General features: G+C 71.2%; 15 protein-coding genes and 1 tRNA gene. 4 read left to right on the forward strand and 12 right to left on the reverse strand.

Annotated elements, in window-relative coordinates:
- Positions 1-5 precede the first annotated feature (5 nt).
- The 3 genes from NFT33_RS13720 to NFT33_RS13730 form a co-directional block, all read right to left on the reverse strand.
- Positions 6-1,067, reverse strand: a complete 1,062-nt coding sequence (locus NFT33_RS13720; protein ID WP_251676140.1) for a glycosyltransferase family 2 protein — start codon at positions 1,065-1,067, stop codon at positions 6-8.
- Between the two features lie 29 nt (positions 1,068-1,096).
- The gene (locus NFT33_RS13725; RefSeq protein WP_251676142.1) at positions 1,097-3,262 is read right to left on the reverse strand and encodes an O-linked N-acetylglucosamine transferase family protein; all 2,166 of its coding nucleotides are present in this window, start codon (positions 3,260-3,262) and stop codon (positions 1,097-1,099) included.
- A 150-nt stretch (positions 3,263-3,412) separates the two neighbouring features.
- A complete protein-coding gene (locus tag NFT33_RS13730) occupies positions 3,413-3,808 on the reverse strand; it encodes a DUF2917 domain-containing protein (RefSeq protein ID WP_251676144.1) in 396 nt (131 codons plus the stop codon).
- A gap of 92 nt (positions 3,809-3,900) precedes the next feature.
- Between NFT33_RS13730 and NFT33_RS13735 the strand changes: the two genes are divergently transcribed.
- The gene (locus tag NFT33_RS13735; protein WP_251676147.1) at positions 3,901-4,893 is read left to right on the forward strand and encodes a LysR family transcriptional regulator; all 993 of its coding nucleotides are present in this window, start codon (positions 3,901-3,903) and stop codon (positions 4,891-4,893) included.
- A 110-nt stretch (positions 4,894-5,003) separates the two neighbouring features.
- Complete coding sequence (locus tag NFT33_RS13740; protein WP_251676149.1) at positions 5,004-5,690, forward strand: glutathione S-transferase family protein; 687 nt, start codon at positions 5,004-5,006, stop codon at positions 5,688-5,690.
- Positions 5,691-5,706: 16 nt separating this feature from the next.
- Here NFT33_RS13740 and NFT33_RS19270 read toward each other — a convergent pair whose 3' ends face one another.
- Positions 5,707-7,104, reverse strand: coding sequence for a methyl-accepting chemotaxis protein (locus NFT33_RS19270; RefSeq protein WP_309296150.1), 1,398 nt, complete (start codon positions 7,102-7,104; stop codon positions 5,707-5,709).
- Positions 7,105-7,194: 90 nt separating this feature from the next.
- Positions 7,195-7,271: transfer RNA gene (locus tag NFT33_RS13750), tRNA-Met, on the reverse strand.
- A 177-nt stretch (positions 7,272-7,448) separates the two neighbouring features.
- Here NFT33_RS13750 and ureG point away from each other — a divergent pair.
- A complete protein-coding gene (gene ureG / locus NFT33_RS13755; RefSeq protein WP_251676256.1) occupies positions 7,449-8,096 on the forward strand; it encodes an urease accessory protein UreG in 648 nt (215 codons plus the stop codon).
- Here ureG and NFT33_RS13760 read toward each other — a convergent pair.
- From NFT33_RS13760 to NFT33_RS13770, 3 genes are all read right to left on the reverse strand, one after another.
- Positions 8,065-8,295 carry a (2Fe-2S)-binding protein gene (locus tag NFT33_RS13760; RefSeq protein WP_251676151.1) on the reverse strand — a complete coding sequence of 77 codons (231 nt, stop codon included), beginning with the start codon at positions 8,293-8,295 and terminating at the stop codon, positions 8,065-8,067. The two genes, ureG and NFT33_RS13760, sit on opposite strands and share 32 nt — an antisense overlap.
- Before the next feature lie 92 nt (positions 8,296-8,387).
- Entirely contained in the window at positions 8,388-8,870 is a 483-nt protein-coding gene (bfr, locus tag NFT33_RS13765) for a bacterioferritin (RefSeq protein ID WP_149504503.1), read from the reverse strand.
- Positions 8,871-8,974: 104 nt separating this feature from the next.
- Entirely contained in the window at positions 8,975-9,916 is a 942-nt protein-coding gene (locus tag NFT33_RS13770) for a LysR family transcriptional regulator (protein WP_251676153.1), read from the reverse strand.
- Between the two features lie 135 nt (positions 9,917-10,051).
- Here NFT33_RS13770 and lysA point away from each other — a divergent pair, with 135 nt between their 5' ends.
- A complete protein-coding gene (lysA, locus tag NFT33_RS13775) occupies positions 10,052-11,296 on the forward strand; it encodes a diaminopimelate decarboxylase (protein ID WP_251676155.1) in 1,245 nt (414 codons plus the stop codon).
- A gap of 1 nt (position 11,297) precedes the next feature.
- On the opposite strand, the gene NFT33_RS13780 is transcribed toward lysA, so the two are convergent.
- From NFT33_RS13780 to NFT33_RS13795, 4 genes are read right to left on the reverse strand one after another with little or no spacing between them, the layout of a single operon-like run.
- Entirely contained in the window at positions 11,298-12,338 is a 1,041-nt protein-coding gene (locus tag NFT33_RS13780; protein ID WP_376744161.1) for a S49 family peptidase, read from the reverse strand.
- The gene (locus tag NFT33_RS13785; RefSeq protein ID WP_220785871.1) at positions 12,335-12,718 is read right to left on the reverse strand and encodes a Rieske (2Fe-2S) protein; all 384 of its coding nucleotides are present in this window, start codon (positions 12,716-12,718) and stop codon (positions 12,335-12,337) included. Before NFT33_RS13785 ends, NFT33_RS13780 begins: the two co-directional genes overlap by 4 nt.
- Entirely contained in the window at positions 12,711-13,385 is a 675-nt protein-coding gene (locus tag NFT33_RS13790) for an HAD family hydrolase (RefSeq protein WP_220785870.1), read from the reverse strand. The genes NFT33_RS13785 and NFT33_RS13790 overlap by 8 nt, the downstream gene beginning before the upstream one ends.
- Positions 13,382-14,368, reverse strand: a complete 987-nt coding sequence (locus NFT33_RS13795; protein ID WP_251676258.1) for an RluA family pseudouridine synthase — start codon at positions 14,366-14,368, stop codon at positions 13,382-13,384. Before NFT33_RS13795 ends, NFT33_RS13790 begins: the two co-directional genes overlap by 4 nt.
- Positions 14,369-14,756 lie beyond the last annotated feature (388 nt).

Genomic DNA, 14,756 nt, shown 5'->3' on the forward strand with positions numbered 1-14,756 from the left:
GTGGCTCAGCCCGGCTGGGCGGCCGGGGCCAGCTCGGCCCGCAGCGAATGCAGCAGCGCGAGGTTGTGCCGGGCCAGCTCGCCGCCGCGGCCGTGCACCGCGCCGTCGAGCTCCGGGCGCTCGCCGATCTCCAGGCAGCGGGTCCAGGCGCCCTCGATCATCGGCAGCAGCTCGCCGGCGCGGCGCGGCTCGCGTGCGGCCCAGTCGAGCATCAGGTCGCCGAGCGCGAAGAAGAAGTCGGGCGAGTCGGACCACAGCGCCATCTGCGCCGAGGCCTGCTCGATGCCCTCGGCATGGCGGCCGGCGCATTTCAGCGCGTGCAGCCGGCGCACGCTGAGGTCGTGCGTCCAGCCCGGGGCCTCCGGGCCGCAGGGCTGCAGCGTCTCGGCGCGCGCGAAGCAGTCGAGCGCGGCGGCCGCGCGGCCGTGCACGTCATGGTCCTTGCCGAGCTGGTACCAGAGGTAGGCGTCGTCGGGCCGGTCGGCGATCTCGCGCTGCAGCAGCCGGGCGTTGCGGTCGGCCTTGCGCGCCAGCGCCTCGGGCAGGTAGCCGCTGTGGCCGATCGTCACCGGCAGCCGGCGCACCGGCAGCGCGTGCTGCGGCTGCTCGTGGACCCGGCCGCGGTAGCGCACCGTGCCGGGCAGCAGCCGGCTGATCCAGCTCGAGGCGATCGCCTCGCCGCCGGGCTCGCCGCCCTCGAGCGCATGGCGGCTGTCGACACGCAGCGCGCCGACGAAGTCGGGCTTGCAGGTGCGCAGCGCCGCCAGCACCTGCGCACCCTCGCTCAGCCATTCGTCGCCGTCGAGCACCAGATGCCAGTCGGCGCCGGCCAGGTCGAGCGCGGCGTTGCGCGCCGCGGCGAAGTCGTCGCACCAGGCGAAGTCGGCGACCCGGGCACCGGCGGCGCGGGCGATCTCGCGGGTGCGGTCGCTCGAGCCGGTGTCGAGCACCACCATCCGGTCGACATGGCGGCGCACGCTGTCGAGCGTGCGCTTCAGGCCGGCGGCCTCGTTGCGGACGATCATCACCAGGGCGATGCGGTAGAGGCGGGCGGGTTTCGGTCGCATGAGGATCGGAATGAAGGATTTTGGGGGGATCAGGGTGCGGGCAGCGCGGCCAGCGGCACCGGCGGCAGGCCGGCGTCGAGGCGGTCGACCATGCGGCGCACCAGCGCGGCGAAATCGCGCGCCAGTCCGGCGGGGTCATGCAGCGGATCGGCCTGCAGGCGCTGGTGCAGCTGCTCGCGCAGCGCCGCCCGCCGGGCGGCATCGCGGCCCAGGCGCACCGCCTCGATGTGCAGCCGCTCCGGCCCGTCGCAGACCAGCTCGGGCAGGCCGACCGCCTGCAGCAGCGCCCCCGCCCGGCGCGAGCCGGGGCTGCGTCCGCGCCGGCTCAGCACCGGCACGCCCTGCTGCAGGGCCTCGAGGCAGCGCCGCTCGCCGCTGTCGGGAAAGGTGTCGAGCACCAGATCGGCCAGCGGCAGCCGGGCCGCATGGCGGGCGGGCTCGAGTTCGGCGGCGAAGATCAGCCGGTGCGGGTCGATGCCCAGGCCGGCGGCGGCCTGCTGCAGCCGCGCACGCACCACCGGGGTGGCGCCGCGCAGCCACAGCACCGCGCCTGCGGTGTCGGCCAGGATGCGGCACCAGGCGGCGAACTGCTCGGGCAGGATCGCGCCGGGCCGGGCAAAGCAGGCGTAGACCATCGCCGTCCCGGGCAGGCCGCAGTCGGCGCGGCTGGGCCGCTCGCAGGGCTCGAGTGCGGCGGCGGGCGGCTCGGACGGGCGATGGCGCGAGGGCATCTGGGCGATCGCCTCGACCGTGTCGGCGGCCAGCTCGATCGGCGTGCGCTCGCGGTCGCCGACCAGGTAGTCGATGAAGGGCGCGCCGGTGCTGCCGGCGCCGTCGGCCCAGGCGATCTGCAAGGCGGCAGGGTGACGCGCCAGCGTGGCCAGCCGCCGGCTGTCGGCCCGCGCGTCGAGCACGGCCAGCAGATCGAGCGCGTCGGCGCTGATCGTCAGCGCCAGGGTGTCCTCGTCGCTGTCGGCACAATCGTGCCAGCGGCTGTTGCCGGTGCGCTCGCGCAGCTGCTGCAGTCGCGCATCGTTCCGGGCCGGCGACTCCTCGGGCAGATCGGCATAGACCGTCAGATCGAACTGCGCCGGGTCGAGCGCCATCAGCATCTCGACGATCGGCCAGGGCGAGGGCGCGCCGGCGGGCATCGTGCCCAGCAGCAGGCCCAGGCGCAGCCGGCTGCCGGGCGCCCGGGCAGCGCGGCGCCGTGCCGGGCTGCGCTCGACGCGCCGACCCAGGCGCGCCTGCACCGCCTGTTCGGCCGCCTGGCGCAGTCGTGCCGGGTCGTCGGTGAAGGCGGCGAGCAGCGCCGGATCGGGGGCGGTCCGGATCTCCGGCCGTGCTGGGGCTGCAGCGGGTGCGGGTGCTGGTGCGGGCTGCAGCGTCCGCTCGAGCCGGCTCAGGTCCTGCGCCAGGGCTGGCCAGTCGGCCTCGGTGGCGGCAGCGCTGGCCGCCTGCAGCGCGGCGCCGCTGTCGCGGGGATGTTCGGCCAGCCGGGCGCGGTGGCACCAGGCGGCCTCGGCGGTTTCGCCCTGCAGGGTCAGGGCCTGCCCGAGCTGCTGCAGCGCCGCATGGCGGGTCGGCGCGTCGACGCCGGTCCTGGCCAGCGCGGCCGAGGCTTCGCGTGCCGCTTCCTGGGGGCGCTGCAGCTGCTGCCAGGCCGCAGCCCGCGCCAGATGCCAGTGGGCGGTGCGGGGCTGAGGTGCCGGGTCGAGCTGATCGAGCAGGTCGAGCGCCTCGGCCGGACGGCCTGCTTCGATCAGCTGGCGCGCCCGGGTCAGACCGGTGCCGGTGCCGGTGCCGGTGCCGGGGTTGGGGTTGGGGCTTGCCTCGCGTGTCTTCGACAGCAGCTCCGCGCGGGGCGTGCTGCGGGGCGTCTGCGCTGCCAGCTCGCCGAGCAGCTGCGGCAGGGGTTCATGCCGGTTGACCGCGACCTGCGTTGCCGGTGCTGCCCGGCCAGGTGTCGGCCGCTCGTAGATCAGGAGCGTCGGGTCCGGCCGGGTGCGCAGCAGCGCGGCGGCGCGGTCGAGCGGGGCGGGCGAAGGCGAGGGGGTCGGGACGGAGGCAGCCGGCGTGGCAGGGCGCTGCGGCGACTCCGCACGCCGGGCGGCCGGCTCGGCGGGCAGGCGCGAGGCCAGGGCGTCGAGCAGGGCCTGCTGCGGCAGGGTGCGGCGCGGCAGCGGTTCGGGCACGGATCCGGGCAGCGTGCCCGGCCGATGGCGTTCGTCCGGGGCGTGATCCGACGACGGGGTGCGCCGGACGGGCGGCAGCGCGGGCAGGGGACCGAGAGCATCCATGGACCGGGCCGCGCGGGCGGCGCGGGATGGGGAATGCGCCCGAGTCTAGGGAGCCCGTCCGTGACGCATCACCGGATAAGGCCGGGCCCGGTCCGCCATCTTGCGCGCGCCGCGCGCCGCCTGCTCCAGCAGCAGCGCGAAGGTCTCGGCCAGCAGCGCCAGGGCCTGCAGCGGATCGAGCGGGCTTTCCGCGCGGCTGGCGACGAAGGTCAGGCGTGCTGCCTGGCCGGCCTGCCAGGGTTCGACCACCAGCCGGTCGCCTTCATGCAGCGGCAGCAGCTCGCCCGGCATCAGCACATGGTCGTGCGGGTCGCCGTCGCGGGTGATCCAGACCGGTGCATCGGCGGCGGCCAGCCAGCCGTCGCGGCTCACGCGGGCGCGGCAGGCGGTGGTGACATGCTCGATTTCCATTTCGCTCTCCCAGGTGGCCGGGCCCTGCATCAGGACCTTCTCGGGTTGACATGGACGACAGTGTCCTGCCTGCATGGCCGGAGCTGGATGAAATCGGAGGCGTCGATTGATAACATGGCGTCATGAATCGAATGCCTCGTCGCCCGCTGCCGCTCGACTGTCTGCGCACCTTCGAGGCGGTGGCGCGCCTGCTGAGCTTCAGCGCCGCGGCCGAGGAGCTCAACCTGACGCAGCCGGCGATCAGCCGTCAGATCAAGGGTCTGGAAGAGGAGCTGGGCGCGCCGCTGTTCACCCGCGCGACCCGCCGCGTCGAGCTGACCGGCGCCGGCCAGATGCTGTTGCGTGCGGTCGAGCCGGCGCTGGTGCGCATCGATGCCAGCGTGCGCCAGATCCGGCTGAGCCGCAGCCGCGCGATGGTGAGCGTCACCACCTTTCCGTCCTTCGCTTCGCTGTGGCTGATGCCGCGCCTGCCCGACTTCGAGCGCGATCACCCGCTGGCCGACATCCGCATCGCCGCGACCGACCGGATGATCGAGACCGATGACGCCGAGCTCGATGTCGCGCTGCGCCACTGCGATGCCAGCAAGGCGCCCGACGGCGCGATCCGGCTGTTCGGCGAGCTGCTGACGCCGGTGATCGGCGCGCGCCTGGCCGATGCGATCGAGCGCGGCAGCGCGCCGCCCCTGCGCCGCCCCGCCGATCTGGTCGATCACACCCTGGTCGAGATGGACGACGGCCTGCCGGGCTCGCTGGCGACCTGCTGGCCGGTGTGGCTGGCCGCGCAGGGCCTGGGGCAGCTCGCGCCGCGGCGCTGGATCAGCGTCAACTACACGCATCAGCAGGTGCAGGCGGCGCTGGCGGGCCAGGGCGTGGCACTGGCGCGGCTGGCGATGGTGCATGACGTGGTCGAGCGGGGCGATCTGGTCGAGCCCTTCGGCCAGACCGGGCGGCTGTGGGCCTCGCCCGGCTACTGGCTGGTGCGGCTGGGCGGGCCCGATGCCCGCCAGCGACCCGAGGTGCAGTCCTTCAGCGACTGGGTGCTGGCGCAGGCGGCGCTGACGCGCCAGGCCATCGGCGATGTGGCCGATCCCGAGGCCGAGACGCTGCCCGACTGATGTCGGGCAGGCATCGCCTCGATGCACCTTCCTCATGCCACGCCCGGTGCCGCGCCGCTAGCATGGGCGACCCGGGCGCCGCAGGGTGCGCTCCGGACCTGGAGATCAACATGAAGCTCTACATCGGCAACAAGAACTATTCGTCCTGGTCGATGCGCCCGTGGGTGCTGATGAAGCAGTGCGGCATCGACTTCGAGGAAGTGATGGTGCGCTTCGACAGCTTCGACGCCGGCTCGGCCTTCAAGACCGCGCTGCAGGGCATCTCGCCCACCGGCAAGGTGCCGGTGCTGGTCGACGATGACGGCCTGGCGATCTGGGACACGCTGGCGATCGCCGAATTCCTGGCCGAGCGCCATCCGGAGAAGGCGCTGTGGCCGCGCAATGCCCGCCGGCGCGCGCTGGCCCGTTCGATGTGTGCCGAGATGCATTCGGGCTTCGGCGCGTTGCGCTCGCACTGTCCGCAGAACATCGAGGCGCATCTGCCGGAGGTCGGTGCGCGCCTGATGGCCGAGCGGGCGGATGTGCGCGCCGATCTGGCCCGTCTGATCGCGCTGTGGGAACAGGCGCTGGAGCTGAGCGGCGGCCCCTTCCTGTTCGGCGCCTTCTCGATTCCGGATGCCTATTTCGCGCCGGTGGCGGGACGCATCCGCACCTATGGCCTGCCGGTCAGCGCGCCGGTGGCGGCCTGGATCGAGCGGCTGTGGGCCGCGCCCGGCGTGGCCGCCTGGGTGGCCGACGCGCTGGCCGAGCAGGACTTTCTCGACTTCGAGGAGCCCTACCGCAGCGGGCGCGGCTGAGGTCGAGACCGAAGGGTCAGGCGGCCATCATCCGGCCGCCGCGCGCCTCGTCGCCGAGGCGGAAGACCTCGACCGCATCGAGCAGCTGGCGCGCCTCCTGGCTCAGGCTGGTGGCGGCCGCCGCGCTTTCCTCGACCAGCGCGGCGTTCTGCTGCGTCATGCTGTCGAGCTCGTGCACCGCGCCATGCATCATGCCGATGCCGCTGCTCTGCTCGTCGGATGCGGCGCTGATCTGCTCGATCATCTGGCTGACGCGCTGCACGCTGGCGACGATCTCGTCCATCGTGCGGCCGGCCTGGCTGACCAGTCGGGTGCCGTCGCCGACCTTGTCGACGCTGCTGCCGATGAGCTGGCGGATCTCGGTGGCCGCGGTGGCGCTGCGCTGCGCCAGGCTGCGCACCTCGCCGGCGACCACCGCGAAGCCGCGGCCCTGCTCGCCGGCCCGCGCGGCCTCGACCGCCGCATTCAGCGCCAGGATGTTGGTCTGGAAGGCAATGCCGTTGATGACGCCGATGATGTCGGCGATCTTGCGCGAGCTGGCCTCGATCTCCTGCATCGTCGACACCACCTCGGTGACGACCTGCCCCCCACGCGAGGCCACTTCGGCGGCGGAGCGCGCCAGCGTGCTGGCCTCGCGCGCGGCGGTTGCGGTGTGCTGCACCGTGCCGGTGAGCTGCTCCATGGAGCTGGCGGTGTTCTGCAGGTGGCTGGCGGTCTTCTCGGTGCGCATCGACAGGTCGGTGTTGCCGCTGGCGATCTCGCGCGAGGCCGAGTCGACCTGGACCGCGCTGCTGCGCACCTGGCGGATCGACTGCTCGATGCGCTGCAGGGCCTCGATCAGCCGGGCGGTCGTCGGGTCGCTGGCTGGGGCGCGATGGGCCACCGTCAGATCGATGTGGTCGCTCTGGTCGAGCAGCATCTCGGTGATCTCGACCAGATGCTCGGCGGTCCGGAAGTCGGCGCGTGCGCGCTGTGCCAGCAGGATCAGGATGCCGGTCTCGGCCACCACGAACAGCGCATGCTCGATCACCGTGCCCAGACTGGGCTCGGTGAAGCACACCGGGCCCCAGCCCCACTGCTGCATGTAGTTGAAGCTCAGGTGATGCACCGCAATGGCGGCGGCGCCGACCACGATCGGCAGCCAGTGCCGGTAGACCATCGTGACGGCCAGGAAGGCAAAGACGGCGAAGTGCGCCTCGGTCTGGCCGCGGGCCGCATGGATCAGCAGCGCGACCATCGCCATGCCCAGCGTCGGCAGCGCGACCCGGCTGCCCAGCCGGCCCTGCGATGCCAGCGCCGCGCCGACGGCCAGCGCCATCAGCACGCCGCCGATGCCCAGCACCAGCAGCAGCGCGTCATGGATCGTGGCGTAGATCAGGGCTCCGGCCATCACGACGGCGGTCGCGATCAGCATCGGGCGGTCATTCGGGTGCAGCCTGCGCTCCGGTCTTCTGCGCCGACAATGAAAAAGCCCCTGATGCACGGGCATCAGGGGCTTCTTGTTTGGTGGCGCTTCACGGACTCGAACCGCGGACCTGTGGATTATGATTCCATCGCTCTAACCGACTGAGCTAAAGCGCCGACAGACTTGAATTATGACGAGGACTTGCACATCGCGCAAGTGTTTCTGGAGAATTTTTTTCATCAGGCAGCCCCGGCTGGCGGACAGGGCCCGTGTCTTGCATGAGGCTGCCCGTCCGGCGACAGCCGGATCGACCTGATCCCAGACTTCCCAAGATCTTCATTGTCATCCCCACCATGAGCAGTTCCCTCCATTCCATTCCCGGTCGCACCAAGAAGCTCCCGCCGCTGCGGGTCGGTGTCGGCGGGCCGGTCGGCTCCGGCAAGACCACGCTGGTCGAGATGCTGTGCAAGACGATGCGCGAGCGCTGGGACCTCGTCGTCGTCACCAACGACATCTACACGAAGGAAGACCAGCGCCTGCTGACGGTGGCGGGGGCGCTGGATCCGGAGCGCATCATGGGCGTCGAGACCGGTGGCTGTCCGCACACCGCGATCCGCGAGGACGCCTCGATCAACCTCGAGGCGGTGGACCGGATGCTGGAGAAATTCCCGGATGCCGACATCGTCTTCATCGAATCGGGCGGTGACAACCTGGCCGCGACCTTCAGCCCCGAGCTGTCGGACCTGACGATCTATGTGATCGATGTGGCCGCAGGCGAGAAGATTCCGCGCAAGGGCGGACCAGGCATCACCAAGAGCGATCTGTTCGTGATCAACAAGACCGATCTGGCGCCCCATGTCGGGGCGAATCTGGAGATCATGCGCACCGATACGGTGCGCATGCGGCCGACGAAGCCGTTTGTCATGACCAACCTCAAGACCCGAGAGGGTCTTGCGGAGGTCATCGGCTTCATCGAGCGGAAAGGCCTGCTGGCGCAATGAGCGCCGTCAGCGCGGCGGTGGAGCAGCCGCCACGCATCGCCACGGCACCGTCGAACACCTCGCGGGCGCAGTCGTGGCAGCGTCCGCAGCCGGTCGAGACGCCGGTCTCGTCCTGCAGCAGATCGAAGCTGAGGGTTCCCGACTGGACCGCGGTGCGGATGTCGCGGTCGGACACACGGTGGCAGAGGCAGATGATCATGCCTCCATGCTACTGACAATGAGAATGTTTCTCAATCTTTGTCGCGATACCCCCGCCAAGTCCGGGGGTGTCGGCGGCAATCCTTGATCGGATCAGCTGCCGGATCCGGTGCCGGCCTGGGTCTGCAGCCAGTTCTGCTCGCCCATCTGCTGGATCAGGCCCTGTTCGGTCTCGATGTGGTCGATGTGCTCTTCGGTGTCGTCGAGGATCTCGAGCAGCACGTCGCGCGACACATAGTCGCGCACGCTCTCGCAGTGGGCGATGGCTTCCTTCAGCAGCGGGTGCGAGCCCATCTCGATCTTCAGGTCGCACTCCAGCACCTCGGCGGCGGTCTCGCCGATGTAGAGCTTGCCCAGATCCTGCAGGTTCGGCAGGCCCTCGAGCATCAGGATGCGCTCGATCAGCTTGTCGGCGTGCTTCATCTCCTCGATCGATTCCTCGTACTCATGCTTGGCCATCCTGGCCAGGCCCCAGTTCTTCAGCATGCGGGCATGCAGGAAGTACTGGTTGATCGCGGTCAGCTCGTTGCGCAGCTGGGCGTTGAGATACTCGATGACCTTGGCGTCGCCCTTCATGGCTCTCTCCTTGTTCCAAAGTCGGCGATTCTGGCGACATTCGCCGAGGCTGTCCCGCGTGAATGAGGGTAGCCCCGCCGGTCTGTTCTGACCGGAAATGAGGATCAGTCCCGATCCTCCGTCTGATCCGCGGCCGGGTCGAGGCGGCCGAGCAGCTCGCGGGCAGCCGTGTGCAGCGCCTGCCGGCAGTCCTCGAGCAGCGGATGCAGGCCGCGCAGCGCCGGCAGCACCAGACCGACATGGAAGGGCACCGACACGGTCAGCGCGCGCACATGCAGGTCCGGCCCGGCCCGGTCGAGTGCGCTCAAGGGATTGACGATCGCCACGCCCAGCCCCTGGCGCACCAGCGCGCAGACCGCCGCGGCGCTGCCGGTGTCGAGCGCCAGCAGCCGCTGCACGCCCTGCGCGGCGAACAGCGCATCGACCTGCTGCCGGTAGGGATCGGTCGGCGCGAAGCTGATGAAGGTCTCTCCGGCCAGATCGGCAGGCGCGATGCGCCGTCGCTCCAGCAGGCGGTGGCCGGCGGGCAGCACCACCACCTCGTCGGCGCTCAGCAGCGGTTCGAGCAGGGTCTGCGCCGGGGCATCGCGGCGCTCGACCAGCCCGAGGTCATGGCGCTGGTCCGACAGCGCCTGCTCGAGCTGCGGCGACTCCAGCGGCGTGACCGACAGCCCGGCCAGCGGCTGTCGGGCCAGGAAATGGCGGGTCGCCGCCGGCAGCAGTGCCTCGGCCAGTGCGGGCAGGCAGGCCAGCTCCAGCCGCCCCTCGGCGAAGTCGCGCAGCGACAGCGCACGGGCCTGGATGCGCTCCAGGCCGATGAAGGAGCGCGCCACCTCCTGCTGCAGCGCCAGCGCGCGCGGAGTCGGTCGCAGCCGCCCGCGCACCCGCTCGAACAGCACCATGCCCAGCACCTGCTCGAGCCGCGAGATGTCGCGGCTGACGGTGGGCTGGGAGGTGTGCAGGCGCTCGGCCGCGCGGGTCAGGTGGCCGGTGCGCATCACGGCGTCGAAGACTTCGATCAGGCGGTGGCTGAGCGGTGCGGGCATGTCGTCCAGCATAGCGTCGTGGCCGCTTCATATCTGAAGTGAATGGCCGACCGACAAGAAAGCACTGGATTGAATCGGTCGGCCGCCTCAGCATCGCGCATTCCGATGCCTTTGTGCGCCTGGCGCCTGATTCCGATGAGCTTCGACCTGTCCCTGTCCTCGGCGCTGCTGCGCCAGATCGCCGATGAGCACGGCACCCCGGTGTGGGTCTACGACGCGGCGATGATCCGCCGGCGCATCGACGACCTGCGCGCCTTCGACACCGTGCGCTTCGCGCAGAAGGCCAATTCCAACACCCATGTGCTGCGCCTGATGCGCGAGCAGGGCGTGATGGTGGACGCGGTCTCTCTGGGCGAGATCGAGCGCGCGCTGCGGGCCGGCTTCCAGCCGGGCTGCACGCCGGGGAGACCGTCGGAGATCGTCTTCACCGCCGACCTGTTCGACCGCGCGACGCTGGCGCGGGTGGTGGAGCTGGGCGTGCCGGTCAACGCCGGCTCGGTCGACATGCTGCACCAGCTCGGCGCGGTGGCCGCGGGCCACCCGGTCTGGCTGCGCATCAATCCCGGCTTCGGCCACGGCCACAGCAACAAGACCAACACCGGCGGCGAGCACAGCAAGCACGGCATCTGGCATGCCGACCTGCCGCTGGCGCTGGAGGCGATCCGCACGCACGGCCTGCGCCTGGTGGGCCTGCACATGCACATCGGCTCGGGCGTCGACTACGGCCATCTCGAGCAGGTCTGCGAGGCGATGGTCGATCTGGTGATCCGCAGCGGCGCGGACCTGGAGGCGATCTCGGCCGGCGGCGGCCTGTCGGTGCCCTACCGCGACGGCGAGCCGCGCATCGACACCGCGCACTACTTCGGCCTGTGGGACGCGGCGCGCCAGCGCATCGCCGCGCACCTGGGCCACGCGGTCCATCTCGAGCTGGAGCCGGGCCGCTACCTGGTGGCCGAGTCCGGCCTGCTGCTGGCCGAGGTGCGCGCGACCAAGGCGATGGGCGCGAACCGCTTCGTGCTGGTGGACGCCGGCTTCAACGACCTGATGCGGCCGTCGATGTACGGCAGCCATCACGCGATCAGCGTGCTGGACGCGCCGGCGGACGCACCTCGCCAGCCCTGCGTCGTCGCCGGTCCGCTGTGCGAATCGGGCGACGTCTTCACGCAGGGCGAGGGCGGCGTGGTGCTGACCCGCGAGCTGCCGGCGGTGCAGGTCGGCGACCTGATGGTGTTCCACAACGGCGGCGCCTATGGCGCGTCGATGTCGAGCAACTACAACAGCCGCCCGCTGATCCCCGAGGTGCTGGTCGACGCCGGCCAGGCCCGGCTGATCCGCCGCCGCCAGACGGTGGCCGAGCTGCTGGCGCTGGAAGACTGCTGAGTCAGCGCAGGGCCGGCAGCCCGCCCAGGGCGCGCACCGCGCCCTCGCCGATGGCCGCGCCGAAGCGCTTGGCCAGCCGCTCGGCGACGTTCTCCTTGGGCGTGTAGTCGATGATCTCCTCGGCCTTGATGACATCGCGGGCCACATGGTCGAGATTGCCCAGGCCGTCGGCCAGGCCCATCTTCACTGCCTCCTCGCCGTTCCAGAACAGGCCGGAGAAGGTCTCGGGCGTTTCCTTCAGGCGCTCGCCCCGGCCCTCGCGCACCGTGTCGATGAACTGGCGGTGGATCTGGTCGAGCATGGCCTGCGCGTAGCCGCGCTGCTTCTCGCTCAGCGGCGAGTAGGGATCGAGCATGCCCTTGTTCTCGCCGGCGGTCAGCAGCCGGCGCTCGACGCCGACCTTCTCCAGCACCTTGTCGAAGCCGAAGCCGTCCATCAGCACGCCGATCGAGCCGACGATCGAGGCCTTGTCGACATAGATCTCGTCGGCCGCGACCGCGATGTAGTAGGCGCCGGAGGCGGCGCTTTCCTCGACCACCGCATAGACCTTCTTGTTGTGCAGCGCCTTCAGGCGCTTGACCTCGTCGTAGACGATGCCGGCCTGCACCGGGCTGCCGCCGGGCGAGTTGATGCGGATGATGACGCCCTGCGCGCCGGCATCCTCGAAGGCGCTCTTCAGGCCAGACAGCAGCACCTCGGCGCTGGCCTCGCCCCCGGCGGCGATCTCGCCGCGCAGTTCCACCAGCGCGCTGTGCGGCCCGGACGGCGCGCTGCTGGTGGTGGTGTCCTGGTGAATGGTCCAGGCGGCGAAGACGCCCAGCGCCAGCCAGCCGAAGCGGAAGAACAGGTTCCAGCGCCGGCTGCTGCGGCGGTCGCGCACATAGTCGCGCGCGAACTGCTCCATCACATGGTCGAAGCTGCCCCGCCCGATCGGCATCGGCGGCGGTGCGGCCGGCGTGTCGGCCCCCTGCGCGACAGGGTCGGGGAGGGGGGCTGCGTTCGGGGCGGGCGCGGGGGCGGAGGCGTCGTCTTGCGGGCTCATGGACAGGCGGGCTTCAGTGTGTCCGAAGGATACCAATACACCTGACCGTCGCGCTCCTCGACGCGGATGGCCTTGAGGCGGCGGCCCCGGCAGGGGCCGCCCACGCACAGGCCGCTGGCCGGCTCGTAGGCCGCGCCGTGGATCGAGCACAGGATCCAGCGGCCCTCGTCATCGAGGAAACGGCCGGGCTGCCAGTCCATCTCGGCAGGCACATGCGCGCACTGGTTCAGGTAGGCCACCGGCTGGCCGTCGAAGCGCAGCACGAAGCCGCGCGCCGGCCGACCGTATTCCAGCAGATCGAAGACATGGGCCAGGCCGCGCTCGATCAGCGCGTCGGAGGCGCACAGCGGCAGCGGCAGCGCAGCAGTGGCATCAGCCATGGCGGGCCAGCCAGTCCTGCAGCTCAGGCACCGAGTGCGCGATCGTCAGCGGCCGCAGGTCGCCGAGCTGCTCGGGCGGATGCGCGCCGTAGGCCACCGCCACCGCGTCGGTGCCGGCATTGGCGGCGAGCTGCAGGTCGTGCGTGGTGTCGCCGATCATCAGCGTGCGCTCCGGATCGGTGCCGAACTCGCGCATCAGCTCCTGCAGCATCTGCGGATGCGGCTTGGAGCGGGTCTCGTCGGCGGTGCGGGTGGCGTCGAAGAGGCCGCCCAGCGCGCTGATGCGCAGCGCCTCGTCCAGGCCGTGGCGGCTCTTGCCGGTGGCCACCGCCAGCCAGTGGTTGCGCTCGCGCAGGCCGGCCAGCAGCTCCGGCACGCCCGCGAACAGCGTGACCTGGTCGTGGCTGGCGAAATAGTGCTGGCGGTAGCGCCGGCCCAGCTCCGGGTAGAGGTCGACCGGCAGGTCCGGCACCGCGTGCTGCAGCGCGTCCTGCAGGCCCAGGCCGATCACATGGGCGGCGGCCTCGTCGCTGGGCACCGGCGCGCCCAGGTCGCGGCAGGCGGCCTGGATCGCGCGCACGATCAGCGCGGTCGAGTCGAACAGCGTGCCGTCCCAGTCGAAGACGATCAGGTCGTAGCGGCGGGGGCGCAGGGAGGATGAGCTCATGGCGTGGCAGGGGTGTCGGTGGAAGGAGCCGCGGCGGGCAGCGGCGGCAGCCGATTCAGCAGCGTGACACAGTCCGGGGGCAGCGGTGCGGCCAGCTCGATGCGCTCGCCGCTGGCCGGGTGATCGAAGGCGAGCCGGCGCGCGTGCAGGAACATGCGCTCGAAGCGCAGGCCCGGCACCGCCTCGCCGCGCGCCAGCGCCTTGTTCAGCGCGAAGTCGCCGTACTTGTCGTCGCCGACGATCGGGTGGCCCTCGTTCTGCAGATGCACGCGGATCTGGTGGGTGCGGCCGGTCTTGATCGTCACGTCCAGCAGCGTGTAGCCGGTCCAGGACTTCACGATGCGCACCAGCGAGATCGAGCGCCGACCCTCGGCATGGTCGGCGCCGACCGCGCGCACCCGGCGCTCGCCGGCGGCGTCGAGGTATTTGTGCAGCGCGACATCGACCACCTTGCGCGCCGCCGGCCAGGCGCCGATGACCAGCGCCGAGTAGGTCTTGCCGGTCTCGCGCTGGCGGAACTGGTCCTGCAGCGCGGTCAGCGCGCTGCGCTTCTTGGCGATCAGCAGCAGGCCGGAGGTCTCCTTGTCGAGCCGGTGCACGAGTTCAAGGAACCTGGCTTCGGGCCGCGCGCGGCGCAGCTGCTCGATGACGCCGAAGCTCACGCCCGAGCCGCCGTGCACCGCCACGCCCGCCGGCTTGTCGACCACCAGCAGGTGCTCGTCCTCGAACAGCACCGGGAACTCGCGCGCCGGCACCGCCGCCGCGGCCTGCGCGTCGGGCTCGCTCAGCCGCAGCGGCGGCACCCGCACCTGGTCGCCGACCTGCAGCCGCGACTCCGCGCTGGCGCGGCCCTTGTTGATGCGCACCTCGCCGCTGCGGATGATGCGGTAGACCAGGGTCTTGGGCGCGCCCTTGAGCTCGCGCAGCAGGAAGTTGTCGAGCCGCTGGCCGGCGCTGCCTTCGTCGACGACGAGGTGGCGCACCAGAGCGGTGCTCGGGCTGGAGGCGGTTCCAGTCAAGGGCCGGGCCGGCTCCTTTCGGGGGTCTTTTCCAGAATCGGGCCGACCGGGCTTTGCCCCTATAATGCGTTGGACCACGTTGGCGCTGTAAGTGTTTGATTTGCCTGAGTTTAGCGGGCACTGAGAAGCAGCCTCCGGCGCAAGGTGGTCGCGGTCGTCTCGCGGCATGCTGCATGCCCGGTGCGACTGCAACGCTGATGCAGCGCGCGTTCTGTCGGTGGTGCGCATTCCCAAGGTGAGTGCGCGGGCTGTCAGGACGGGCGCCAGAGACCACGCTGAAAGAGCCCTGACACAAGGTTTTTCCGGCTGCAGCAGCGATGGCCGGCGCGGGTCGTGAGAAATCTCGCATGAC

Origin of the sequence: Sphaerotilus sp. FB-3 (assembly GCF_023706025.1) — a bacterium.
Classification (GTDB): domain Bacteria; phylum Pseudomonadota; class Gammaproteobacteria; order Burkholderiales; family Burkholderiaceae_C; genus Sphaerotilus; species Sphaerotilus sulfidivorans.

Excerpts from the sequence above, each read along its gene's own strand:
- ureG (WP_251676256.1), top strand. The coding sequence starts at position 7,449 with ATGAGCAGTTCCCTCCATTCCATTCCCGGTCGCACCAAGAAGCTCCCG.
- NFT33_RS13790 (WP_220785870.1), bottom strand. The coding sequence starts at position 13,385 with ATGAGCTCATCCTCCCTGCGCCCCCGCCGCTACGACCTGATCGTCTTC.
- NFT33_RS13760 (WP_251676151.1), bottom strand. The coding sequence starts at position 8,295 with ATGATCATCTGCCTCTGCCACCGTGTGTCCGACCGCGACATCCGCACC.
- NFT33_RS13735 (WP_251676147.1), top strand. The coding sequence starts at position 3,901 with ATGAATCGAATGCCTCGTCGCCCGCTGCCGCTCGACTGTCTGCGCACC.
- bfr (WP_149504503.1), bottom strand. The coding sequence starts at position 8,870 with ATGAAGGGCGACGCCAAGGTCATCGAGTATCTCAACGCCCAGCTGCGC.
- NFT33_RS13730 (WP_251676144.1), bottom strand. The coding sequence starts at position 3,808 with ATGCAGGGCCCGGCCACCTGGGAGAGCGAAATGGAAATCGAGCATGTC.
- lysA (WP_251676155.1), top strand. The coding sequence starts at position 10,052 with ATGAGCTTCGACCTGTCCCTGTCCTCGGCGCTGCTGCGCCAGATCGCC.
- NFT33_RS13770 (WP_251676153.1), bottom strand. The coding sequence starts at position 9,916 with ATGCCCGCACCGCTCAGCCACCGCCTGATCGAAGTCTTCGACGCCGTG.
- NFT33_RS13720 (WP_251676140.1), bottom strand. The coding sequence starts at position 1,067 with ATGCGACCGAAACCCGCCCGCCTCTACCGCATCGCCCTGGTGATGATC.
- NFT33_RS19270 (WP_309296150.1), bottom strand. The coding sequence starts at position 7,104 with ATGCTGATCGCGACCGCCGTCGTGATGGCCGGAGCCCTGATCTACGCC.
- NFT33_RS13785 (WP_220785871.1), bottom strand. The coding sequence starts at position 12,718 with ATGGCTGATGCCACTGCTGCGCTGCCGCTGCCGCTGTGCGCCTCCGAC.
- NFT33_RS13740 (WP_251676149.1), top strand. The coding sequence starts at position 5,004 with ATGAAGCTCTACATCGGCAACAAGAACTATTCGTCCTGGTCGATGCGC.
- NFT33_RS13780 (WP_376744161.1), bottom strand. The coding sequence starts at position 12,338 with ATGAGCCCGCAAGACGACGCCTCCGCCCCCGCGCCCGCCCCGAACGCA.